Below are 23,014 nucleotides of genomic sequence, written 5' to 3'. Positions count from 1 at the left end.
AGTCGAGGTTTCTTTTATCGGAGTAACTATGGAATCACACAGCCTCACACTCGATGAGGCCTGTTCATTTCTCAAGATATCCAATAACCAGCCTTGCGCTGGTTTTTTCTTGCGTGAATTTGCAGAGGTAATGCGATGTACTTAACGCTTCCAGAATGGAACCAGCGACAGCCAAGGCCAAGAAGCCTTGAGACAGTTCGACGCTGGGTTAGAGAGTGTCGAATCTCCCCTCCTCCACTTAAGGATGGGAGGGAGTATCTGTTTCATGAGAACGCAGTAAAAATCGACGTTAAAAATAAGCCAACAGGCAGACTTTTGAAGAGGATTAGAGATGGGAAGAAGGCGAAGCCATGAACGCCGTGATTTGCCTCCAAACTTGTATATCAGGAACAACGGTTATTATTGCTATCGAGACCCAAGGACGGGTAAGGAGTTTGGGTTAGGTCGCGACCGGAGAATCGCAGTAACAGAAGCAGTTCAGGCGAACATTGAGTTATTTTCCAGCGCTGAGCGAAAAAGTCTTACGTCGCGGATCAATAATGAAGATGCAATGACTATGCACGCATGGCTGGAAAAATATGACAGCATCATATCAGTCAGAGGACTCAGGCCTAAAACACTTGCTGATTACAGAAGCAAAATAAGAGCCATAAAGGAGCGGTTTCAGGACATTCCATTGTCAGATATAACAACCAGGGATATTGCCACCATACTCAATGATTATGTTTCAGAAGGAAAGTCGGCCACATCAAAGTTAATCAGATCGACGTTGAGTGACATTTTCAGAGAAGCTATAGCTGAAGGCTTCATACACTCAAACCCAGTCACGGCCACAAGGGCCGCTAAATCTGAAGTTAAAAGGGTCAGATTAACCACCGATGAATTCATGAAAATATATGATGCTGCCGGGAAGCAGCCGCCATGGGTGAAACTGTCTATGGAGATAGCATTACTTACCGGGCAGCGTGTTAGTGATATCTGTGCAATGAAATGGGTTGACATTTCAGAAGGATTTCTACACGTACAACAACAAAAGACAGGAGTAAAACTGGCGATACCGGTAACGATTAAACTTGATGCAGCTAACCTTTCGCTTTCAGATACGCTGAAGAGATGTAAATCACTTTCGCAAGGAGAAACAATAATTTCCTCTACACGAAGCGAAGCGCTTTCATCAGGGACGGTATCAAGGTATTTTATGCGCGCACGCAAGGAATCTGGACTTTCTTTCAGCGGAGAACCGCCAACATTTCATGAGATACGCAGCCTGTCTGCAAGGCTCTATGAGAAACAGTATGGCGAAAGATTTGCGCAGCACCTTCTCGGACATAAGTCTGATAGCATGGCTGCGCAATACAGGAACGATCGCGGGAGAGAGTGGGAGAGAATAGAAATCAGTTAGTGATTTTATTTTGACTAATAGTGACCTTCGTTGCGTAACACTTTGAACATAAAGACTTTTTTATACGTTCAACTTAGTATAAAAAAGCAGGCTTCAATGGATGTCATTTAACTTTTTCAAGCCCGGAGCAACCTGTGAATACATTATCGGTTTCCCGTCTGGCGCTGGCACTGGCTTTTGGCGTGACGCTGAGCGCCTGTAGCTCTACGCCACCCGATCAGATCCCTTCCGATCAAACCGCGCCTGGCACCGCCTCGCGCCCCATTCTGTCGGCAAATGAAGCGAAAAACTTCGTTGCGGCGCGCTATTTTGCCTCCCTGACGCCGAATACCGCCCCGTGGTCGCCGTCGCCGATTACCCTGCCCGCACAGCCTGACTTTGTGGTGGGGCCGGCAGGTACGCCAGGCGTTACGCACACCTCGATTCAGGCCGCGGTCGATGCGGCAATGGTTAAACGCACGAACAAACGCCAGTACATTGCTATTATGCCGGGCGACTATCAGGGGACCGTGTATGTTCCCGCCGCGCCGGGAAGTCTGACCCTGTACGGGACCGGTGAAAAACCGATCGATGTGAAAATTGGGATGGCGATTGATGGTGAAATGAGCGTCGCTGACTGGCGCCGCGCGGTGAATCCCGGCGGGAAATATATGCCTGGTAAACCCGCCTGGTATATGTTCGATAACTGCCAAAGCAAACACGCCGCAACGATCGGTGTGATGTGTTCTGCCGCGTTCTGGTCGCAGAATAACGGTCTGCAGCTACAAAATCTGACCATCGAGAACACGCTGGGCGACAGTGTCGATGCCGGAAACCATCCGGCGGTGGCGTTGCGTACCGATGGCGACAAAGTCCAGATTAACAAGGTCAATATCCTTGGCCGCCAGAACACCTTCTTTGTGACCAACAGCGGCGTGCAGAACCGTCTGCAGACCGATCGTCAGCCGCGTACGCTGGTGACGAACAGCTATATTGAAGGCGATGTGGATATGGTTTCCGGACGCGGCGCCGTGGTGTTCGATAACACCAACTTCCAGGTCGTCAACTCCCGCACACAGCAGGAAGCCTACGTCTTCGCCCCGGCGACGCTGTCCAATATTTACTATGGCTTTTTGGCGATCAACAGCCGCTTTAACGCCTCCGGCGATGGCGTTGCGCAGCTTGGCCGCTCGCTGGATGTCGACGCCAACACCAACGGTCAGGTCGTGATCCGCGACAGCGTGATTAACGAGGGCTTCAACGTTGCCAAACCGTGGGCCGACGCGGTCATCTCGAAACGTCCGTTTGCCGGAAATACGGGAACCGTGGATGACAAAGACGAGGTGCAGCGTAATCTGAACGACACTAACTACAACCGCATGTGGGAATACAACAACCGCGGTGTAGGCAGTAAAGTGGTGGCGGAACCTAAGCAGTAATCGCCGTTCCGGTTCAGGCTTATAAACGGGCCGCCGCAGCAGATGTGGCGGCCCGTGGTTTTACTGCAAGCGATGTTTATCGAAATTAATCAGGCATCCTGCCCTGGTGAGCTCCAGCCCGCCGCCCTCCGGCACACAGCGCTTTAGTACGCGTTCACCACAACCCACATTGGCCCCTGGCCGACGGCATAACGACCTTTTTCCGTCAGCAACCCCTGAGTGCCCGTAATTTCATAGACCGCGATATGATGTGATTTTTGACCCGCTGCAATCAGGTATTTTCCGCTATTGTCGATATTAAAGCCGCGCGGTTGGGCTTCCGTCGGCTGGAAGCCTTCAACGCTCAGTACGCTGCCGTCTTCGGAGACACTAAAGACGGTAATCAAACTGGCGGTGCGGTCACAGGCATACAGATGCCGTCCATCCGGCGTAATATGAATATCCGCCGCCCAACGGGTATCGGAAAAATCGGCGGGCATCATATCCAGGGTTTGTACGCACTCTATCTCGCCATGCGGATTTTTAAGCTGCCAGACATCCACCGAACTGTTCAGTTCATTGACGCAATACGCATATTGTCGATTCGGGTGGAAGACCATATGACGCGGGCCTGCCCCTTCAACTGTATTTACTTCCGCCGGCTCCTGGGCCACCAGATGGCCGTCATCGCTTAGCGTAAACAGACAAATGCGATCCTGTTTTAGCGCAGGCACCCACAGGGTACGGTTATCAGGCGTAATATTTGCCGAGTGGCAGCCGTCCAGCCCTTCCACCACATCCACCAGCTCAACCGGCAGGCCATCCTGTAAGCGCGTCACGCTGACATTACCGGCGTTATACGATCCGACAAAGACAAAACGACCATGATGATCGGTAGAAATATGGGTCGGGCTACCCGGCAGGGCAGATTCGGCGGCAAACGTCAGCGCGCCATCATCCGGCGCAATACGATACGCCAGGACACGAAACTCCGGGCGCACGCCGACATAGAGGTAGCGTTTATCCGGACTGACCACCATCGGCTGAACCTGACCGGGCACATCCACGACCTGCACCAGCGTCAGCGTCCCTTCGTGGTTCAGGCTCCAGACGTGAATTTGCTGACTCTCAGGGCTGGCGGTATAGACTGTTTGTTTCATGAATACTCCTTTGCATATGGCATGTAGCTGCAATAACAGGACACAGCTTAACGTAGTCGCTTTTGACGGCGAATGCTGAATTCAGACGCAGAATTTTGTCTGCTTACCGTCCCGGTGTACCATGCCGACAGACGGAATTATTACTCTTAATCTGGAAAAAATTATGACTGCACGCGTGATTGCCCTCGATTTAGACGGAACATTATTAACCCCGCATAAAACCTTACTCCCCTCCTCGCTTGACGCGCTATCACGCGCCAAAGAGGCGGGCTTTCAACTTATCATTGTCACTGGTCGCCATCACGTTGCTATTCATCCTTTTTATCAGGCGCTGGCGCTGGAAACACCTGCTATTTGCTGCAACGGCACCTATTTGTATGATTATCAAGCTAAAACTGTCCTGGATGCCGATCCTATGCCCGTGGATAAGGCGTTGCAGTTGATTGATTTACTGGATGAGCATCAGATTCACGGCCTGATGTATGTTGATGACGCTATGCTTTACGAACACCCAACTGGTCACGTCGTGCGTACCTCCCGGTGGGCGCAGACCTTGCCGCCGGAGCAACGTCCGACCTTTACACAGGTCTCTTCGTTGGCGCAGGCGGCGCGCGACGTGAATGCCGTGTGGAAGTTTGCGCTTACCAATGAAGATATTCCCAGGCTACAGCGGTTCGGTCAGCATGTTGAACAGGCGCTTGGCCTGGAGTGCGAATGGTCATGGCACGATCAGGTGGATATTGCGCGCAAAGGCAACAGTAAAGGCAAGCGCCTTACCCAGTGGATAGAAGCGCAGGGAGGGTCAATGAAAAATGTGATCGCTTTCGGCGATAACTACAACGACATCAGTATGCTGGAGGCGGCAGGCACCGGCGTTGCGATGGGCAACGCCGATGAGGCGGTGAAAGCGCGCGCTGACGTTGTGATCGGCGATAACACTACCGATAGCATCGCCAAATTTATTTACACCCACCTGCTATAGTCAGGCGGTGATAGAAACGCTTTTCACCTGCGCGTAAAGCCACAGGCCAGGCTTGATATTCAGCTCATCCCTGGCCCACGGGCTTATTCGCGCCCACAGCGTTCTGCCGCCTATCTCAAGCTGGACTTCCACCTGCCCGTTATCGTCATAACAATTCGCCACTTTTGCCCGCAATACGTTGCGGATACTGGTCTGCTGCGGCGGCTGTAGTACCAGCGAGACATCCGACGCCTGTATACGAATACGCAGTGTGGATTGCAGCGGCTGATTGAGTTTATTTACCCACAGGTGCTGGTCGCCAAGCGCCAAAGCGGTCATGGCATAATGTGGGTGATGCTCCAGCACGCTAACTTTCAGAATACTGCTCTGTTGCTCTTTCGGCAGCCACGGGTGCATAACGCTGCTTCCCCAGACCTCCTCCAGCGGGCCAAACGCTTTAACCTGTCCATCCTCCAGCACCATGACTTTATCCGCCAGGTGGAGAATTTCATCGAGAGAATGGCTGACATACAGCATGGGAATATTGATTTCTCGCGCCAGCCGTTGCAGGTACGGCAGTAATTCGCGTTTACGCGGGATATCCAGCGAAGCCAACGGTTCGTCCAACAGCAGCAACTCCGGGGCAGTGAGCAATGCCCGGCCTATCGCTACGCGCTGTTTTTCTCCGCCGGACAAGCTCCCCGGCAGGCGATCAAGCAACGCTTCAATTCCCAGCAGCGACACCAGCTTATCAAACTGACCGGTCATGCTTTTCGCCATGCCGTAGCGCAAATTGCCGCGTACTTTGTAATGGGGGAACAGGCGCGCATCCTGGAAAACATAACCGATGCGGCGCTTTTCCGGCGTTAAACAGATACCGTTTTCCGCGTCATGCAACACCCGGCCATTCAGCGCGATGCGTCCTTTTTGCGGGCGAGTCAAACCGCTGATGGCATTAATCAGCGAGGTTTTTCCCGCGCCGGAGACGCCAAAGATAGCCGTGATCCCACTGGCTGGCAGCGTTTCGTTGAGGGTTAAACAGTGCGTTCCCAGCGTCTGGGAAAAATTAAGCTCCAGCATGGTTAGCGCCCCGTCCGTTCACGGCTCATCCGCGCCAGCCATTCAGAAATCAACAGCGAAATCAGCGCTAATACAATCGAAATCACGCACAGCCTCGCCGCCGCGCTCTCCCCGCCCGGCGTCTGGATCAAGGTATACATGGCGGAAGGTATGGTGCGGGTTTCGCCCGGAATATTGGAAACAAAGGTAATGGTCGCGCCAAATTCGCCAAGCGAACGGGCAAACGCCAGCACCGTACCGACAATAATGCCCGGCAGGGTAAGCGGTAAGGTGATAGTCAGAAAAACGCGCCAGCGCCCGGCGCCCAGCGTTCTGGCGGCCTGTTCGAGCTTGATATCCACCCCCTCCAGCGCCAGCCGAATAGCCCGCACCATCAGCGGGAAGGACATCACCGCCGCCGCCAGCACGGCGCCGCGCCAGCTAAAGGCAAACGTGAGACCGAACCAGTCATACAGCCACTGGCCAATAAATCCGCGTCGCCCCATCGACACCAGCAGCAGATAGCCGACCACCACCGGCGGTAGCACCAGCGGCAGATGCAGGACGCTATCAAGTAAGGCTTTGCCCGGAAACCGGCATCGCACCAGTAACCAGGCAAAAAAGATCCCAAACGGCAGGCTAAACAGCACGGCCAGGGAAGACACTTTCAGGCTAAGAAGGACAGCCTGCCATTCTGGATCGGTCAGTATCATTACTTCGTCGTAAATCCATAACGTTTAAAGATTGCCGAGGCCTGCGGTCCTTTCAGGTAATCATAGAACGCGCTGACGGTCGCATTTTTATGCCCCTCCACGATAGCGATGGGGTATTCCACTTTTTTATGTGAATCTTCCGGGAACGTCGCCACCACGTTGACCCCCTTGCTGGCGACCGCATCAGAACCGTATACAATGCCCAAAGGCGCTTCGTTACGTTCGACCAGCGCCAACGCGCCGCGCACATCCTCGCCCGGCGCCAGTTTCGGTTCAAGCGTTTGCCATGCGCCCAACTTTTGCAGCGCTTCTTTGGCATAAATTCCCGCCGGTACGTGTTGCGGATCGCCCACCGCCAGACGCCCGCCGTTCAGCAGACGAATCCAGTCCGTTTTGTTGTCGATGGTAAACGGTTTCTGCTCGCTGGCTTTCGGCGCTACCACCACCAGGCTATTGCCAAGCAATGTTTCGCGCGTCGTGGTATCCACCGCTTTTTTATCGGCTGCGTAATCCATCCATTTCTGGTCAGCAGAGATGAACAGATCCGCCGGCGCGCCCGCTTCTATCTGGCGCGCCAGCGTTGAAGAGGAGGCGAATGAGGAAACCACATCCACATTTTTCTCTTTTTTATATTCTGCCGCAATGTCTTGCATCGCGTTCGTTAGCGACGCGGCGGCGAATACGGTGATCTTGCCTTCATCCGCCAGCGCATGACCAGCGATGACGAAAGATAATGTCGCCCCTGCGACCAGGCGTAACCAGGAATGCGCCATCTGTAACTCCTTGTGCGTTTCGTTATGTAAGCGACAATATAACGATAATCTCAGGGGTTTCCCAGCGGTTATTCATACCCATTAACGATTAAACACAGAAAATATCGGCAGGAAAAGCAGGATCTTGAGTAACAAAAACGCCCGACTGAGCGGGCGTTTGGGGAAATCAGCGGTTCTGTCTGGACTGGTCTTTCTGACCGATACCGGAAAAAATGTTGAACACCTCACCCAGACCGTAAATCAGACCGAGGATGATGGCCATCACTACCGGTACCATGATGACGGCGAATACCAGACTTTTTAATAACTCTAACATGGGCAACTCCAGATATAGTCCTTTTTGTATTTTAACCGCATCACACAGAAAAGCACTCCCCTTTTGTGCGGTCGGCTTTGCGCTGACGCGCTTTTCAGTCACAATAGTCTTTTTACCAGGAGCTGGTTATGCAGGCCGAAATCCTTCTTACCCTGAAACTTCAGCAAAAGCTTTTTGCCGATCCCCGACGTATCTCTCTGCTGAAACACATTGCGCTTTCCGGCTCGATTAGTCAGGGCGCGAAAGACGCGGGAATCAGCTATAAGAGCGCCTGGGATGCGATAAACGACATGAACCAGCTTAGCGAACATATGCTGGTTGAACGCGCAACGGGCGGCAAAGGCGGCGGCGGCGCGGTATTAACCCGCTATGGCCAGCGTCTGATCCAGCTTTACGATTTGCTGGGCCAAATTCAGCAAAAAGCGTTCGATGTGTTAAGCGACGATGACGCCCTGCCGCTTGACAGTCTGCTGGCCGCTATCTCCCGCTTTTCACTGCAAACCAGCGCCCGAAATCAGTGGTTCGGCACCATTACCGCCCGCGATCGCGATCAGGTGCAACAGCATGTCGACGTGCTGCTGGCCGACGGCAAAACGCGGCTCAAAGTCGCGCTGACGGCGCAAAGCGGCGAGCGTCTCGGCCTGGAGGAGGGAAAAGAAGTGCTGATCCTGCTAAAAGCGCCGTGGGTTGGCATTACCCGGGATGCAGCCGTTGCGCGCGCCGCTGACAATCAGTTGTCGGGAACGATCAGCCATATTGAGCGCGGCGCGGAACAGTGTGAAGTGTTGATGGCGCTACCGGACGGTCAGACGCTGTGCGCCACGATACCGACTTCAGATGCCGCCACGTTAAAGGAAGGCGATGACGTGATTGCCTGGTTTAATGCGGACAGAGTGATTATTGCAACGTTGTGCTAAGCACATTGACATCCGTTGCCGAAAGACGTATCCCTGTCATTCATCGCTGCAAAAAATGGGATGCAAAATGTCATCGTTGCAAATTTCGCAAGGCACGTTTCGTCTGAGCGATACAAAAACACTTCATCTGGATTCGCTGACGCTCAATGCGGGCGATAGCTGGGCATTCGTTGGGGCTAACGGGAGCGGGAAGTCGGCGCTCGCCCGCGCGCTGGCGGGTGAACTGCCGTTATTAACAGGCGAGCGCCAGTGTCAGTTTACCCGCATTACTCGTCTGTCCTTTGAACAATTGCAAAAGCTGGTCAGCGATGAGTGGCAACGTAATAACACCGATATGCTCAGTCCTGGCGAAGACGATACCGGGCGCACTACCGCGGAAATTATTCAGGATGATGTTCACCATCCTGCCCGCTGTGCGATGCTGGCGCAGCAGTTCGGCATTTTCGCTTTACTCGACAGGCGTTTTAAATACCTTTCTACCGGCGAGACGCGAAAAGCGCTGCTGTGTCAGGCGCTGATGTCTGAGCCGGAGTTATTGATCCTTGATGAACCGTTCGACGGACTTGACGTGACCGCCCGTCAACAACTGGCGCAACGCCTGACGGCGTTGAACCAGGCGGGTATGACCCTGGCGCTGGTACTCAACCGTTTTGATGAGATCCCGGACTTCGTGCAGTTTGCCGGCGTGCTTGCCGACTGTACGCTGGCGGAGACCGGAACGACGGCAGAGTTACTGCAACGGGCGTTGGTCGCTCAACTCGCGCACAGCGAGCGTCTGACCGACGTACAATTACCCGAACCGGACGAACCTTCCGCCCGCCATGCGTTACCCGATGGCGAACCACGGATCGTACTTAACGATGGCGTAGTCTCGTATAACGATCGCCCTATCCTCCACCACCTAAGCTGGCGAGTCAATCCGGGCGAACACTGGCAGATCGTCGGTCCTAACGGAGCGGGTAAGTCTACGTTGCTTAGCCTTATTACTGGCGATCATCCGCAAGGCTACAGCAACGATCTTACGCTGTTCGGGCGGCGGCGAGGAAGCGGCGAAACAATCTGGGATATCAAAAAACATATCGGCTACGTCAGCAGCAGTTTACATCTGGATTACCGCGTCAGTACCACGGTACGCAATGTCATTCTCTCCGGCTATTTCGATTCTATCGGCATTTACCAGGCCGTTTCAGACAGGCAACGAAAACTGGCGCAACAGTGGCTGGATATTCTGGGAATCGATAAGCGTACGGCGGATGCCCCCTTCCACAGTCTCTCCTGGGGACAGCAGCGGCTGGCGCTGATCGTGCGCGCGCTGGTTAAACATCCGACAGTGTTGATTCTGGATGAGCCGCTGCAAGGGTTGGACCCGCTGAACCGCCAACTGGTACGCCGTTTTGTAGATGTATTAATTCGCCAGGGAGAGACCCAACTGCTGTTCGTTTCCCATCATGCAGAGGATGCGCCTGCCTGTATTACCCACCGGCTGGAATTTGTACCAGAGGGCGAACGTTATAAGTACGTTTCCGGACGATGCAATAATTAAATGTATTATCAGAATGGCGCCGCGCGCCATTCTGGAACCACTCTCCTTTTATTAAGAATAATAATAACGGTCGATAAGCTTACTATCTCTTGAATCGCTGACCGCCTCATTGTCATAATAATCCTGAAATTTTCGACAATGATGTCGTATGTGAATATAAGGGATTCATTATGGCTTTTCGTTTTCCACAAATAATACTATTTTTACTGGCAGCTATTTTATTTTGCCCCAGCAGTTATGCTGAGCAAAAGCCGACCGCTGCGCAGGAAGCGCGTAAAACCGCCGTTGAGGTCGCTGTTGAAGGCATGAGCCGCGCCGCCGTTGCGGGTCCGACAAAGATTAGTTTAGGTGACAAAGCCACGCTTAATCTACCGGAAGGATTTACCTGGATACCCGCAAAAGAAGCGGCGGTATTTATGCGTGAAATTGGTAACTATGTTGACGATGAATATTTTTACGGTCTCGTATTTAAAAAGGAAATGAATGGATTTATTTCTATCGAATATGATGATTCTGGTTATGTAAAAGATGATGATGCAAAAAATTGGGATGCCGATGAATTAATGGATAACCTGCGCAAAGGCACAAAAGAAGCGAATAAAGATCGTATTGCAAAAGGCATTGAGCCGATAGAAATTATTGGCTGGATCGAGAAGCCTACCTACGATGCAACCAATCATCGTCTGATCTGGTCCGCCGCCATCCATGATATCGGCACCAACGAACCACTGAATGAACAAGGCGTGAACTACAACACCTATCTGCTGGGACGTGAAGGCTATTTTTCTTTAAATCTGGTGACCGACAGAGGTTCTGTTGACCACGAAATCCCTCTGGCGAAAAGAATTCTCAGTTCCGTCAAGTTCAACGCTGGACAACGCTACGCTGACTTCAACGAATCAACGGACAAAATAGCGGAGTATGGGCTCGCCGCGCTGATTGGCGGTATCGCGGCCAAGAAAGTAGGACTGCTTGCTATGCTCGGTATCGCGTTACTTAAATTCTGGAAAGTGACCGCCATCGGCGTCGTCGCTGTCGGGGCGCTCGCCAGGAAGCTACTCTCGCGTAAAAAAGACTGACAGCTCCTGCCCCGTCCGTTTCATTCCCAGGCGCGTAACGCGCCTTTTTTTCGGATAAAAAGCAGAAGCATTCTCAAGCCAGATGATTTGTAATCATTTAATTGATATAAATGCGTAAAATCACCAGTGTGTAAACGATTCCACTAATTTATTACATGTCACACTTTTCGCATCTTTGTTATGCTATGGTTATTCCATACTATAGGCTTAACGGAGCGAATTATGAGAGTATTGGTTACAGGTGGTAGCGGTTACATTGGAAGTCATACCTGCGTACAATTGCTGCAAAATGGTCATGACGTCGTCATCCTCGATAACCTCTGCAACAGCAAGCGCAGCGTGCTGCCCGTTATTGAACGTCTGGGCGGTAAGCACCCGACCTTTGTCGAAGGCGATATTCGCAACGAAGCGCTTATAACCGAAATTCTGCACGATCACGCGATTGATACCGTGATTCACTTTGCCGGCCTGAAAGCCGTCGGCGAATCGGTCGCCAGGCCGCTGGAGTACTATGACAACAATGTCAACGGTACGCTGCGGTTGGTCAGCGCCATGCGTGCGGCCAACGTTAAAAACCTTATTTTTAGCTCCTCCGCCACCGTTTATGGCGATCAGCCCAAAATTCCTTACGTCGAAAGTTTTCCTACCGGCACGCCGCAAAGCCCCTACGGCAAAAGTAAATTGATGGTAGAACAGATCCTCACCGATCTGCAAAAAGCCCAGCCGGAGTGGAGTATTGCGCTGCTGCGTTATTTCAACCCGGTCGGCGCGCACCCGTCGGGCGACATGGGAGAAGATCCGCAAGGTATTCCGAATAACCTGATGCCCTATATCGCCCAGGTCGCCGTGGGTCGTCGCGAATCGCTCGCCGTTTTCGGCAACGATTACCCGACCGAGGATGGCACCGGCGTACGCGATTACATTCACGTTATGGACTTAGCCGACGGGCACGTCGTGGCGATGGAAAAACTGGCGGACAAATCCGGCGTACATATTTATAACCTCGGCGCGGGTGTCGGCAGTAGCGTCCTGGATGTGGTCAACGCCTTTAGTAAAGCCTGCGGCAAACCCATTAATTACCACTTCGCGCCGCGTCGCGACGGCGATCTCCCGGCGTATTGGGCAGATGCCAGCAAAGCCGATCGCGAGCTGAACTGGCGCGTCACCCGCACGCTTGACGAAATGGCGCAGGACACCTGGCACTGGCAGTCACGCCATCCGCAGGGATACCCAGATTAAGGACGTTGTTATGACCCCATTTAATCCCATCGATCATCCGCATCGCCGTTATAACCCGCTTACCGGCCAGTGGGTTCTGGTTTCGCCGCATCGCGCAAAACGCCCCTGGCAGGGGGCGCAGGAAACGCAGTCTCAGCAAATGCTGCCGGCCCACGACCCGGACTGCTTCTTGTGTGCGGGCAATACGCGTGTCACTGGCGATAAAAATCCCGATTACAAAGGGACTTACGTCTTTACTAACGATTTCGCGGCGCTGATGGCCGACACGCCGGATGCGCCGGACAGCCACGATCCGCTGATGCGCTGTCAGAGCGCGCGCGGCACCAGCCGCGTGATCTGTTTTTCTCCCGATCACAGTAAAACGCTGCCGGAGTTGAGCCTGCCCGCGCTGACGGAAATCGTCAGAACCTGGCAAACGCAGACCGCCGAGTTAGGCAAAACCTATCCGTGGGTGCAGGTCTTTGAAAATAAAGGCGCGGCGATGGGCTGTTCGAACCCGCATCCGCATGGCCAGGTCTGGGCCAACAGCTTCCTGCCGAATGAGGCCGAACGCGAAGATCGTTTACAAAAAGCCTATTTCGCCGAACAGCGCTCGCCAATGCTGGTGGATTATGTCCAGCGGGAACTGGCGGACGGCAGCCGCACCGTGGTCGAAACCGAACACTGGCTGGCGGTGGTGCCTTACTGGGCGGCGTGGCCGTTCGAAACGCTACTGTTACCCAAAACGCATGCCCTGCGCATTACCGATTTAAGCGACGAGCAGCGCGACTCTCTGGCGCTGGCGTTGAAAAAGCTGACCAGTCGTTATGACAACCTGTTTCAGTGTTCCTTCCCCTACTCAATGGGCTGGCACGGCGCGCCGTTTAACGGTGAAGAAAACGCACACTGGCAGTTGCACGCACACTTTTACCCGCCGCTGCTGCGCTCTGCGACCGTCCGTAAATTTATGGTCGGCTATGAAATGCTGGCGGAAACCCAGCGTGATTTAACCGCAGAACAAGCGGCTGAACGCCTGCGCGCGGTCAGCGACATCCATTTTCGCGAATCCGGAGTATAAAAATGAATCTGAAAGAGAAAACGCGCGCGCTGTTTGCTGAAATTTTCGGCTACCCTGCCACCCACACGATTCAGGCGCCAGGCCGCGTCAACCTGATCGGCGAGCATACTGATTACAATGATGGTTTCGTTCTGCCCTGCGCTATCGATTACCAGACCGTAATTAGCTGTGCGCCGCGCGACGATCGTACCGTACGGGTGATTGCCGCCGATTACGACAATCAGGTGGACGAATTTTCACTGGATGCGCCGATCGTGACCCACGATAGCCAGCAGTGGTCTAACTATGTGCGCGGCGTAGTGAAACACCTGCAACAGCGTAACAACGCGTTTGGCGGCGTGGATATGGTCATCAGCGGCAATGTGCCGCAGGGCGCCGGGTTAAGCTCCTCCGCCTCGCTGGAAGTGGCGGTGGGCACCGTCTTCCAGCAGCTTTATCACCTGCCGCTGGACGGCGCGCAAATTGCGCTCAACGGACAAGAGGCCGAGAACCAGTTTGTCGGCTGTAACTGCGGCATTATGGATCAGCTCATCTCTGCGCTCGGCAAAAAAGATCATGCGTTGCTGATTGATTGCCGTACGCTCGGCGCCAAAGCGGTTTCCATGCCGAAAGGTGTCGCAGTGGTGATCATCAACAGTAACTTTAAGCGCACGCTGGTGGGCAGCGAGTATAATACCCGCCGTGAACAGTGCGAAACCGGCACCCGTTTCTTCCAGCAGCCGGCCCTGCGCGATGTCAGCCTTGAGGCGTTCAATGCCGTTGCCAGCGAACTGGACCCGGTAGTCGCAAAACGCGTTCGCCATGTATTGAGCGAAAATGCGCGCACCGTTGAAGCGGCAAGCGCGCTGGAGAAAGGTGATTTGCAACGTATGGGCCAACTGATGGCGGAGTCCCATGCCTCAATGCGCGATGATTTCGAAATTACCGTCCCGCAGATAGACACGCTGGTAGACATTGTCAAAGCGACCATCGGCGATCAAGGCGGCGTGCGCATGACCGGCGGCGGCTTCGGCGGCTGTGTTGTCGCACTGATCCCGGAAGATCTGGTTCCCGCTGTTCGGCAGGCCGTTGCGCAACAGTACGAAGCGAAAACCGGAATCAAAGAAACCTTTTATGTATGCAAACCGTCACAAGGAGCAGGACAGTGCTAAATGAAACGCCCGCACTGGCCCCCGATGGTCAACCGTACCGCCTGCTAACCCTGCGCAATAGCGCAGGGATGGTGGTAACGCTGATGGACTGGGGAGCCACTCTTCTTTCCGCCCGTATTCCGCTGTCTGACGGCAGCGTTCGGGAAGCATTGCTGGGCTGCGCCAGCCCGGAACACTACCCTGAACAGACGTCATTCCTCGGCGCCTCTATTGGCCGTTACGCGAACCGTATCGCCAATAGCCGTTATACGTTTGCCGGCGAAACCGTACAGTTAAGCCCAAGCCAGGGCGAGAACCAGCTACACGGCGGACCGGAAGGCTTTGACAAGCGCCGCTGGCAAATTGTGAACCAGAACGATCGCCAGGTATTATTCGCGCTCACCTCTGATGACGGCGACCAGGGCTTTCCTGGCCATCTTTGCGCCACGGCGCAATATCGTCTGACCGATGACAATAGAATCTCCATCACTTACCGGGCAACGGTCGATAAGCCCTGTCCGGTGAATTTGACCAACCACGTCTATTTTAATCTGGACGGCGATCGGACCGACGTGCGCCAGCATAAGCTGCAAATTCTGGCGGATGAGTATCTGCCGGTAGATGAATCCGGTATTCCACGCCAGGGGCTAAAATCGGTAGCCAATACCTCGTTTGACTTCCGGATGCCAAAAGTCATTGCCAGTGAATTTCTCGCCGATGACGATCAGCGCAAGGTTAAAGGCTACGATCATGCTTTCCTGCTACAGACGCAGGGTGATGGCAAAAAGCCGGCGGCCCGTCTGTGGTCACAGGATGGAAAGCTACAAATGATGGTTTACACCACCGCCCCGGCGCTACAGTTTTATTCCGGCAATTATCTGGCGGGTACACCTTCCCGCGGACCAGAACCTTATGCCGACTGGCAAGGGCTGGCGCTGGAAAGCGAACTGCTGCCGGACAGCCCGAATCATCCTGAATGGCCGCAGCCTGACTGTATCCTTCGCCCTGGCGAGGAGTACGCCAGCCTGACCGAGTATCAGTTTATTCCGTTCTAACGATATGCCGCTACATGCCCGATGACGCAAGCTTATCGGGCCTACGCGCCATTGCCCTGCTCAAACCTCCACCACTTAAAGACAAAATCGCAACTCTGAGTTCACAAGAACCTTACACTGCGCCACTATTTTCGCTATGGTTATGCGTAAGCATTGCCGCCAACACCTCGCGGCAATATAATGAGAATTATTATCATTACATATGATTTATAGGAGTGAGAGTATGGCTGTAACTAAGCTGGTTCTGGTACGTCACGGTGAAAGTCAATGGAACAAAGAGAACCGTTTCACCGGCTGGTATGATGTTGACCTGTCTGAAAAAGGCGTAAGCGAAGCAAAAGCAGCGGGTAAACTGCTAAAAGAAGAAGGTTTCAGCTTTGATTTTGCCTACACTTCCGTACTGAAACGCGCTATCCATACGCTGTGGAACGTACTGGATGAACTGGATCAGGCGTGGCTACCGGTGGAAAAATCCTGGAAACTCAATGAACGTCACTATGGCGCGTTGCAGGGGCTGAATAAAGCGGAAACGGCAGAAAAATATGGTGACGAGCAGGTTAAGCAGTGGCGCCGCGGTTTTGCCGTGACGCCGCCGGAACTGACCAAAGATGATGAGCGTTATCCGGGTCACGATCCACGTTATGCCAAACTGAGCGAGAAAGAGCTGCCGTTGACCGAAAGTCTGGCGCTGACCATCGACCGCGTTATTCCTTACTGGAACGACACCATCCTGCCGCGTATGAAGAGCGGTGAGCGCGTGATCATCGCCGCTCACGGTAACTCATTGCGTGCGCTGGTGAAATACCTGGATAACATGAGTGAAGATGAGATCCTTGAGTTAAACATCCCGACCGGCGTGCCGCTGGTGTATGAGTTCGACGAAAACTTCAAGCCGATCAAACATTACTATCTGGGCAACGCTGACGAAATCGCCGCGAAAGCGGCTGCCGTGGCGAATCAGGGTAAAGCGAAGTAATCACCTTTGCCGGATGGCGATATAACTGCCTTATCCGGCCTACGAGCAATGGGTAGGCCGGATAAGCGCAGCGCCATCAGGCAATATGTCTTAAACAGCGATCACGCCGTCCAGCACCATCTGCAATTTCCCCTGCGAACAGCGCTCCACGCGTCCTCGTACCCGGTACACTTCAGCCAGACGCTCCGCAGTAATCACCGTCTCCGGCGCGCCGCTGGCGACCAGCCTGCCGTCTTTTAGCATCAGGACATGGTCACCATGACGCAGTGCAATATTAATGTCATGCGCCACGACTATCGTCACCCTATTTTGCGCCTGGGTATCCCGACGCACGAGATCCATTACGTGAAACTGATAGTTTAAATCCAGCGCGCTGAGCGGCTCATCCAGCAACAGAAGTTCAGGGCGACGAATCAGCGATTGCGCCAGACCCACTAACTGCCGCTGACCGCCGGAAAGCTGGTCGAGATACTGCAACGCCAGATGCGTTATGCCCAATTGCTCAAGGATAGCCAGTATCTGCGCTCTGCCCTGCGCATTGTCTCTGCCGCCTGATGCCCGCAGTACCACGATAATCGACTCCAGTACATGCAGATGTACACCCTGCGGTAATGACTGCGGCAAAAATACAACTTTCTGCGCCCGCTCGGCAAACGATAACGACATGAGATCTTCGCCATCAAGCAGCGCCTCGCCGTCGGCGTTATTCAGCCCGGCCAGCGAACGTAGTAACGTCGATTTACCACAGCCGTTCGGCCCCAGCAAAATGGTAATTTTCCCGCGCGGCAGTAAGGGAACGTTGAGATCTGCAATAACCGGCTGAGTGGAATAGCCGGCGCTAAATGAGCGGAGCATTAACCCGCGCATCAGAGACTCCCCCGATGTCGCAATACAATGCTTAAAAAGAACGGAACCCCGACCAGCGAGGTGACAATCCCCACCGGCACCATGACGCCCGGAATACTATTTTTCGCCGCAATAGAGGCCAGCGATAACACCAGCCCGCCTATCAGCACGCTGCCCGGAAGGTAGAAACGGTGATCTTCCCCCAAAAGTATTCGCGCAATATGCGGCGCAACGAGACCAATAAAACCAATCGGCCCGACGAAAGCTACCGCCAGCGCTGATAACAAGCTGATACGCAACAATGACAGCAGGCGTAAACGGCGGACATGAATCCCAAAGCTCATCGCCCTCTCTTCGCCCAGACGTAATGCCGTGAGTTGCCAGGCGCTTCGTAACGCGCAAAAAAGCACAGCAATAAACACCACGGCCAGTACGCCCAATTTTTCCCACGACGCGCGGACCAGGCTCCCCATCGTCCAGAATACCAGCCCCTGCAGCGTATCTTCATCAGCCACAAACTGCATAATGGCGACCAACGCGTTAAAGGTGAATACCAGCGCAATACCGAACAATACCACTCCGGATGCGGCGACGCCTGTCCAACGGGTAATACCGTCCAGGAGTAACGCGGATAAAAGCGCAAAGATGAACGCATTGGCCGGGATAAACCAGGCAGCAGGAATACCGGGAATACCGATCCCCAACACAATCGCCAGCGCAGCGCCAAAAGCCGCCGCGGACGATACGCCGAGGGTAAACGGCGTCGCCAGCGGATTATTTAAAATGGTTTGCATTTCGGCGCCCGCTAACCCTAACGCCATGCCTACCAGCAGCGCCATCAGGGCATAGGGTAAGCGGATATCCCAGACAATAACGTGTATGCCCGCATTCACTTTTTCCGGCTGGAAAAGCGCCTGCCACAGCGCACTGAGCGGTAAACCAGAAGACCCACAGGTTACATCCACCATCAGTGAAGCCATCATCGCCAGCGCAATAGCTAACATGAGCACGGCCCGTTTGCGTATGAGCTGGCGATAGCGTGGAATGACGGGCGTGGAAGCGAGAGCGGGGGCTAAAAGTGATTTGTCCTGACAGGTCATGGTTCGGGCTACGTTATTAATCAGAGGAGAATTATAGCGCCGAATTATTTCGTTATATATTTATTTATATTTCGATTGATGGCACGGTGGCCTATCTCACCGGTTTCCAATAAACATCCTCCGGCATAGCCCTGTCTCTTGATCAGATCTCCTGATCAAGAGACAGGGCCTGGCTGGGGTTTTTCCATAGACAAAAAAAGCGTGGAGCCATCCACGCTTGAGGCTGCTGACAACGTGTAACCAGGTGGCAATGTTCCAACCACGGACCTACAAAAAGTACGTAATCTGTTGATATTCTCATTTCGTAAGTCAGGCAAAGCGCTAGCTGCCTCTCGCAGAAATGCCAACACAACAGATAATTGTCAGCAGTCCTCATTTTTCAGTCAGCAAATATCGGTCCGGCAGGGAATTTCGCCAGAAACCCGGTGACGGCCAGCAGCGACCATAGCCCGGGCCACTCAATCTGGCGCTCCCGCAGTTCATCATCCAGCGTCATAAGCGCAAACTCACCTTTATCGCCCAGCACGCCGCCCTGCCAGAGCAGCCGCTGCGCCTGCTGCCGCGCCCAGGGAGAATCGCTCTTCCAGGCCAGCAGGTGCAGCAGAGCCTGCTGCAGGCAGACACCGTGAGAATGTTGATCCCGCAACAGCCGCCGGTAAACCGGCAGCGATATGCTGCGCACGGTATAAAAACCGCTGCGGGTTTCGCTGTCAACATCTGCCATGCCAGCACAGAACTGACTGGCCAGGTCACATAAACGATTGTGCGTCAGCGGCTGGCGCAGGGCATCCAGACGACCTGCTGCGGCACACAGCAGCCCGCTCCTTTGCCGTTCTTGTGGCAGCGAATCAGGCAAAACCGCTACCGTTTCAGCCGCCCCGGCCTGCGCATGCTGTACGCCCGCGTCATAACAACGGACAAAGAAATCATGGCTGCCACGGACGATTGACGGGTGCGCCAGCAGATTCAGCGCCGGGTGCAGTTGTTCAAGCTCGTCCAGTGACGCCAGCGTGTAATTGACAACCACATCTTTTGTCGACGCCCGGCCTTCCGGACGAAATGCTATGGTTTCATTCATCAAAGTCTCCTTATGGGACATTCCGGGAGACGATGCTGCGCATCTGTTCGGGCTACAGATCCATGCAATCCGGTAGCCCGGACAGGCGCAACGCGCCGCCTCCGGGAAAGGAACAGATTTACATCGCCAGCACGTACTTGAGCATCACCCCGGCGGCTATCGCCGAGCCAATCACCCCCGCCACGTTCGGCCCCATCGCGTGCATCAGCAGGAAGTTCTGCGCGTCCGACTCCAGGCCCACCTTGTTCGACACCCTGGCCGCCATCGGCACCGCCGACACCCCGGCTGAACCTATCAGCGGGTTGATTTTGTTCTTACTGCACAGGTTCAGCAGCTTCGCCATCAGCACCCCGGCCGCCGTCCCGATACCGAACGCAATCACACCCAGCAGCAGAATGCCCAGCGTCTGCGGCTGCAGGAACTTGTCCGCCACCAGCTTCGCGCCCACCGACAGTCCGAGGAAGATGGTCACGATATTAATCAGACCGTTCTGCACCGTGTCGCTCAGACGCTCCACCACGCCGCTTTCACGCATCAGATTGCCAAAGCAGAACATCCCCAGCAGCGGCGCGGCGTCCGGCAGCAGCAGCGCCACCAGCAGTAACAGCACCACCGGGAAGAGGATTTTTTCCCGCTTACTCACCGTGCGCAGCTGCACCATGCGGATTTTGCGCTCTTTCTCGCTGGTCAGCGCGCGCATAATCGGCGGCTGGATTAACGGCACCAGCGCCATATACGAGTACGCCGCCACCGCGATGGCCCCCAGCAGCTCCGGGGCCAGCTTGCCCGACAGATAAATCGCCGTCGGGCCGTCCGCGCCGCCGATGATGCCTATCGCCGCCGCCTGCGGCAGGGTGAAGCTGATAAGGCCGAAGTAGTTCAGCGTCAGCGCCCCCAGCACGGTGGCGAAGATACCGAACTGCGCCGCCGCGCCGAGCAGCAGGGTGCGCGGGTTGGCCAGCAGCGGGCCGAAGTCGGTCATCGCGCCCACGCCCATAAAGATGACCAGCGGCGCGACGCCGGAGCCAATCGCCACTTTATAGAACAGCGCCAGCACCCCCGGCGTGTAACCCATGTCCACCGCCAGGTTCTCCATCTGGCTCTGCACCGACGGCAGCGCCAGCGCTAATGCCTCTTTAATGGCGTGCACGTCCGGCGCGCAGTTAAGCTTCGCGGCAATCACCGCCAGCTGCCCGGCGTCGTGATGCGCCAGCAGGCTCTCCAGCGCGGTCAGCGCCATGCCCGCTTCCGGGATGTTGGAGAGCAGCCCGCCGAAGCCAATCGGCAGCAGCAACAACGGCTCGAACTTCTTCGCTATCGCCAGCCACAGCAGCAGCAGGCTGACCAGCAGCATGATGGCCTGGCCCGCGCCAAGGTGCATCAGCCCCATGCCCTGAAGCAGGGCGTTCAGACTTTCCATTTCAGTTCTCCGTTACGCCAGCGTCATCAGGGTGTCGCCCACGGAGACCGCGTCCCCGGACTTCACCGCGATGCCGCGTACCGTACCGGCCTGTGCGGCGCGGATTTCGGTTTCCATTTTCATGGCTTCCAGAATCAGCAGCACATCGCCTTCGGCCACGCTCTGGCCTTCAGCGGCAATCACCTTCCAGATGTTGCCCGCCAGCGGCGCGGTGACCGGGGTGCCGGCGCCCGCCGGAGCAACCGGGGATGCCGCCTGAACCGGCGCAGACGAAGCCGCCGTCAGCTGGCTGATATCGCCGCCGTCGCTGACCTTCACCACAAAGGCTTTGCCTTCCACTTCCACGGTGTAGATACCGGAGGCGGCAGGCTTCTCTGCTTTTGCCACCGGCTGCGCGGCTTCCGCCTGCGGTACCGGCTCAAACGCCGCCGGGTTATTGCGGTTCTCAAGGAATTTGAGGCCGATTTGCGGGAACAGCGCCACGGTGAGCACGTCGTCGATGGCGTTTCCCGCAAGCTGAATGCCCTTCTCCTGCGCCTGGCGCCTGATGTCCGCTTCCAGTTCAGCCAGTTCCGGTTTGAGTAAATCCGCCGGACGGCAGGTCACCGGGGCGCCCCCTTCCAGCACGCGGGCCTGTAACGCGGCGTTCACCGGCACCGGGGTGTGGCCGTATTCGCCTTTCAGAATGCCGGCGGTTTCTTTGGCGATGGTTTTGTAGCGCTCGCCGGTCAGCACGTTGAGCACCGCCTGGGTGCCGACAATCTGCGAGGTGGGGGTCACCAGCGGGATAAAGCCGAGGTCCTCGCGCACGCGGGGGATTTCCGCCAGCACCTGGTCGAGTTTGTCCGCCGCATTCTGCTGCTTCAGCTGGCTTTCGAGGTTGGTGAGCATGCCGCCCGGCACCTGGGCCACCAGAATACGGCTGTCGTAGCCCTTCAGCTGGCCTTCAAAGGCGTGATACTTTTTGCGCACCTCGCGGAAGTACGCGGCGATGCTCTCCAGCTTCAGGATATCCAGCCCGGTGTCGTGCTCAGTACCTGCCAACGTCGCCACCAGCGCTTCGGTGGCCGGGTGGCCGTAGGTGGCGCTCATGGAGGAAATCGCCGTGTCCACGCCGTCAACGCCCGCCTCGATAGCCTTCAGCAGGGCCATCTCCGCCATCCCGGTGGTGGCATGACAGTGCAGGTGCAGGCGCACCTCAAAACGTTTTTTGATTTCGCTGACCAGCTCATACGCCGCCATCGGCGTGAGAATGCCGGACATATCCTTGATGGCAATCGAGTCGACGCCGGTTTCCAGCAGCTGTTCGGTTAAATCCAGCCAGGTCTGCAGCGTGTGCGCCGGGCTGGTGGTGTAGGAGAGTGTGCCCTGGGCGTGGGCGCCGTGGCTGCGCACCGCCTGCAGTGCGGCTTTCATATTGCGCGGGTCGTTCATGGCGTCGAAGACGCGGAACACGTCCATGCCGTTTTTCACCGCGCGTTCGACGAAGCGTTCCACCACGTCATCGGCGTAGTGGCGGTAGCCGAGCAGGTTCTGGCCGCGCAGCAGCATCTGCAGCGGGGTTTTGGGCATGGCTTTTTTGAGTTCGCGCAGGCGCAGCCACGGGTCCTCGCCGAGAAAGCGGATGCAGGCGTCAAAGGTGGCGCCGCCCCAGCATTCGAGGGAGCCGTAGCCCACGTCGTCGAGCTGAGCGGCAATCGGCAGCATATCGTCAAGGCGCAGGCGGGTGGCGAACAGGGACTGGTGGGCGTCACGCAGGACGACGTCGGTAATGGCAATGGTCATGGATTCCT

22 protein-coding genes and 1 pseudogene are annotated in these 23,014 nt (G+C 55.2%); 13 read left to right on the top strand and 10 right to left on the bottom strand.

The genetic code is table 11. The features are described from left to right. Window positions 1–28: 28 nt before the first annotated feature. The 4 genes and pseudogenes from ACLJQJ_RS02585 to ACLJQJ_RS02570 form a co-directional block, all read left to right on the top strand. Window positions 29–115, top strand: a pseudogene (locus ACLJQJ_RS02585) (DNA-binding protein); the annotation flags it as partial. Between the two features lie 20 nt (window positions 116–135). After that, window positions 136–354 (top strand): excisionase, encoded by a 219-nt coding sequence (locus ACLJQJ_RS02580; protein ID WP_001556007.1) that lies wholly within the window; start codon window positions 136–138, stop codon window positions 352–354. Beyond that, window positions 332–1,402 carry a tyrosine-type recombinase/integrase gene (locus ACLJQJ_RS02575; RefSeq protein WP_000533680.1) on the top strand — a complete coding sequence of 357 codons (1,071 nt, stop codon included), beginning with the start codon at window positions 332–334 and terminating at the stop codon, window positions 1,400–1,402. The genes ACLJQJ_RS02580 and ACLJQJ_RS02575 overlap by 23 nt, the downstream gene beginning before the upstream one ends. A gap of 134 nt (window positions 1,403–1,536) precedes the next feature. After that, on the top strand, window positions 1,537–2,820 hold the full coding sequence (locus tag ACLJQJ_RS02570; RefSeq protein ID WP_001094776.1) for a putative acyl-CoA thioester hydrolase: 1,284 nt from the start codon (window positions 1,537–1,539) through the stop codon (window positions 2,818–2,820). A gap of 143 nt (window positions 2,821–2,963) precedes the next feature. Here ACLJQJ_RS02570 and pgl read toward each other — a convergent pair whose 3' ends face one another. Beyond that, the gene (pgl, locus tag ACLJQJ_RS02565) at window positions 2,964–3,959 is read right to left on the bottom strand and encodes a 6-phosphogluconolactonase (RefSeq protein WP_000815468.1); all 996 of its coding nucleotides are present in this window, start codon (window positions 3,957–3,959) and stop codon (window positions 2,964–2,966) included. Between the two features lie 163 nt (window positions 3,960–4,122). Here pgl and ACLJQJ_RS02560 point away from each other — a divergent pair, with 163 nt between their 5' ends. Next, window positions 4,123–4,941, top strand: a complete 819-nt coding sequence (locus ACLJQJ_RS02560) for a pyridoxal phosphatase (RefSeq protein WP_031622333.1) — start codon at window positions 4,123–4,125, stop codon at window positions 4,939–4,941. Here the strand turns inward: ACLJQJ_RS02560 and modC are convergent, their stop codons facing one another. From modC to ACLJQJ_RS02540, 4 genes are all read right to left on the bottom strand, one after another. Continuing rightward, window positions 4,942–6,000: a molybdenum ABC transporter ATP-binding protein ModC gene (gene modC / locus ACLJQJ_RS02555; RefSeq protein WP_000891710.1), complete on the bottom strand. Its 1,059-nt coding sequence runs from the start codon at window positions 5,998–6,000 to the stop codon at window positions 4,942–4,944. It abuts the gene before it with no gap. A gap of 2 nt (window positions 6,001–6,002) precedes the next feature. Further along, a complete protein-coding gene (modB, locus tag ACLJQJ_RS02550) occupies window positions 6,003–6,692 on the bottom strand; it encodes a molybdate ABC transporter permease subunit (RefSeq protein WP_023258605.1) in 690 nt (229 codons plus the stop codon). Beyond that, complete coding sequence (gene modA, locus ACLJQJ_RS02545; protein ID WP_000951416.1) at window positions 6,692–7,465, bottom strand: molybdate ABC transporter substrate-binding protein; 774 nt, start codon at window positions 7,463–7,465, stop codon at window positions 6,692–6,694. Before modA ends, modB begins: the two co-directional genes overlap by 1 nt. A 166-nt stretch (window positions 7,466–7,631) precedes the next feature. After that, the gene (locus ACLJQJ_RS02540; protein WP_000891513.1) at window positions 7,632–7,781 is read right to left on the bottom strand and encodes an AcrZ family multidrug efflux pump-associated protein; all 150 of its coding nucleotides are present in this window, start codon (window positions 7,779–7,781) and stop codon (window positions 7,632–7,634) included. A gap of 128 nt (window positions 7,782–7,909) precedes the next feature. On the opposite strand from ACLJQJ_RS02540, the gene modE reads away from it, so the two are divergent. The 8 genes from modE to gpmA all read left to right on the top strand — a co-directional run bounded on the left by modE (window position 7,910) and on the right by gpmA (window position 16,777). After that, complete coding sequence (gene modE, locus ACLJQJ_RS02535; RefSeq protein ID WP_001147418.1) at window positions 7,910–8,698, top strand: molybdenum-dependent transcriptional regulator; 789 nt, start codon at window positions 7,910–7,912, stop codon at window positions 8,696–8,698. A gap of 67 nt (window positions 8,699–8,765) precedes the next feature. Beyond that, window positions 8,766–10,241, top strand: coding sequence for a molybdate ABC transporter ATP-binding protein ModF (modF, locus tag ACLJQJ_RS02530; RefSeq protein ID WP_063809659.1), 1,476 nt, complete (start codon window positions 8,766–8,768; stop codon window positions 10,239–10,241). A 170-nt stretch (window positions 10,242–10,411) separates the two neighbouring features. After that, the gene (locus tag ACLJQJ_RS02525; protein WP_000885512.1) at window positions 10,412–11,320 is read left to right on the top strand and encodes a DUF2167 domain-containing protein; all 909 of its coding nucleotides are present in this window, start codon (window positions 10,412–10,414) and stop codon (window positions 11,318–11,320) included. Window positions 11,321–11,542: 222 nt separating this feature from the next. Beyond that, a complete protein-coding gene (galE, locus tag ACLJQJ_RS02520) occupies window positions 11,543–12,559 on the top strand; it encodes a UDP-glucose 4-epimerase GalE (protein WP_001265465.1) in 1,017 nt (338 codons plus the stop codon). Window positions 12,560–12,569: 10 nt separating this feature from the next. Beyond that, window positions 12,570–13,616 carry a galactose-1-phosphate uridylyltransferase gene (galT, locus tag ACLJQJ_RS02515; protein ID WP_063809660.1) on the top strand — a complete coding sequence of 349 codons (1,047 nt, stop codon included), beginning with the start codon at window positions 12,570–12,572 and terminating at the stop codon, window positions 13,614–13,616. 2 nt (window positions 13,617–13,618) lie between these two features. Continuing rightward, window positions 13,619–14,767 (top strand): galactokinase, encoded by a 1,149-nt coding sequence (gene galK / locus ACLJQJ_RS02510; protein ID WP_063809661.1) that lies wholly within the window; start codon window positions 13,619–13,621, stop codon window positions 14,765–14,767. Next, entirely contained in the window at window positions 14,761–15,801 is a 1,041-nt protein-coding gene (gene galM, locus ACLJQJ_RS02505) for a galactose-1-epimerase (protein WP_000931428.1), read from the top strand. Before galK ends, galM begins: the two co-directional genes overlap by 7 nt. A 223-nt stretch (window positions 15,802–16,024) precedes the next feature. Continuing rightward, window positions 16,025–16,777, top strand: coding sequence for a 2,3-diphosphoglycerate-dependent phosphoglycerate mutase (gene gpmA / locus ACLJQJ_RS02500; RefSeq protein WP_000301554.1), 753 nt, complete (start codon window positions 16,025–16,027; stop codon window positions 16,775–16,777). 90 nt (window positions 16,778–16,867) lie between these two features. Here the strand turns inward: gpmA and ACLJQJ_RS02495 are convergent, their stop codons facing one another. From ACLJQJ_RS02495 to oadA, 5 genes are all read right to left on the bottom strand, one after another. Next, the gene (locus tag ACLJQJ_RS02495) at window positions 16,868–17,644 is read right to left on the bottom strand and encodes an ABC transporter ATP-binding protein (RefSeq protein WP_063809662.1); all 777 of its coding nucleotides are present in this window, start codon (window positions 17,642–17,644) and stop codon (window positions 16,868–16,870) included. Then, on the bottom strand, window positions 17,644–18,723 hold the full coding sequence (locus ACLJQJ_RS02490; protein ID WP_023244999.1) for a FecCD family ABC transporter permease: 1,080 nt from the start codon (window positions 18,721–18,723) through the stop codon (window positions 17,644–17,646). The genes ACLJQJ_RS02495 and ACLJQJ_RS02490 overlap by 1 nt, the downstream gene beginning before the upstream one ends. A gap of 379 nt (window positions 18,724–19,102) precedes the next feature. Next, window positions 19,103–19,801, bottom strand: coding sequence for a triphosphoribosyl-dephospho-CoA synthase (locus ACLJQJ_RS02485; RefSeq protein WP_001005993.1), 699 nt, complete (start codon window positions 19,799–19,801; stop codon window positions 19,103–19,105). A gap of 118 nt (window positions 19,802–19,919) precedes the next feature. Further along, window positions 19,920–21,221: an oxalacetate decarboxylase subunit beta gene (locus tag ACLJQJ_RS02480; RefSeq protein ID WP_000444885.1), complete on the bottom strand. Its 1,302-nt coding sequence runs from the start codon at window positions 21,219–21,221 to the stop codon at window positions 19,920–19,922. A 12-nt stretch (window positions 21,222–21,233) separates the two neighbouring features. After that, window positions 21,234–23,006 carry a sodium-extruding oxaloacetate decarboxylase subunit alpha gene (gene oadA / locus ACLJQJ_RS02475; RefSeq protein WP_108679500.1) on the bottom strand — a complete coding sequence of 591 codons (1,773 nt, stop codon included), beginning with the start codon at window positions 23,004–23,006 and terminating at the stop codon, window positions 21,234–21,236. Between the last annotated feature and the right edge of the window lie 8 nt (window positions 23,007–23,014).

It is taken from the genome of Salmonella sp. SAL04202, from assembly GCF_046550775.1.
GTDB lineage: Bacteria > Pseudomonadota > Gammaproteobacteria > Enterobacterales > Enterobacteriaceae > Salmonella > Salmonella enterica.
This window is presented reverse-complemented; position numbering and strand designations above follow the sequence as displayed.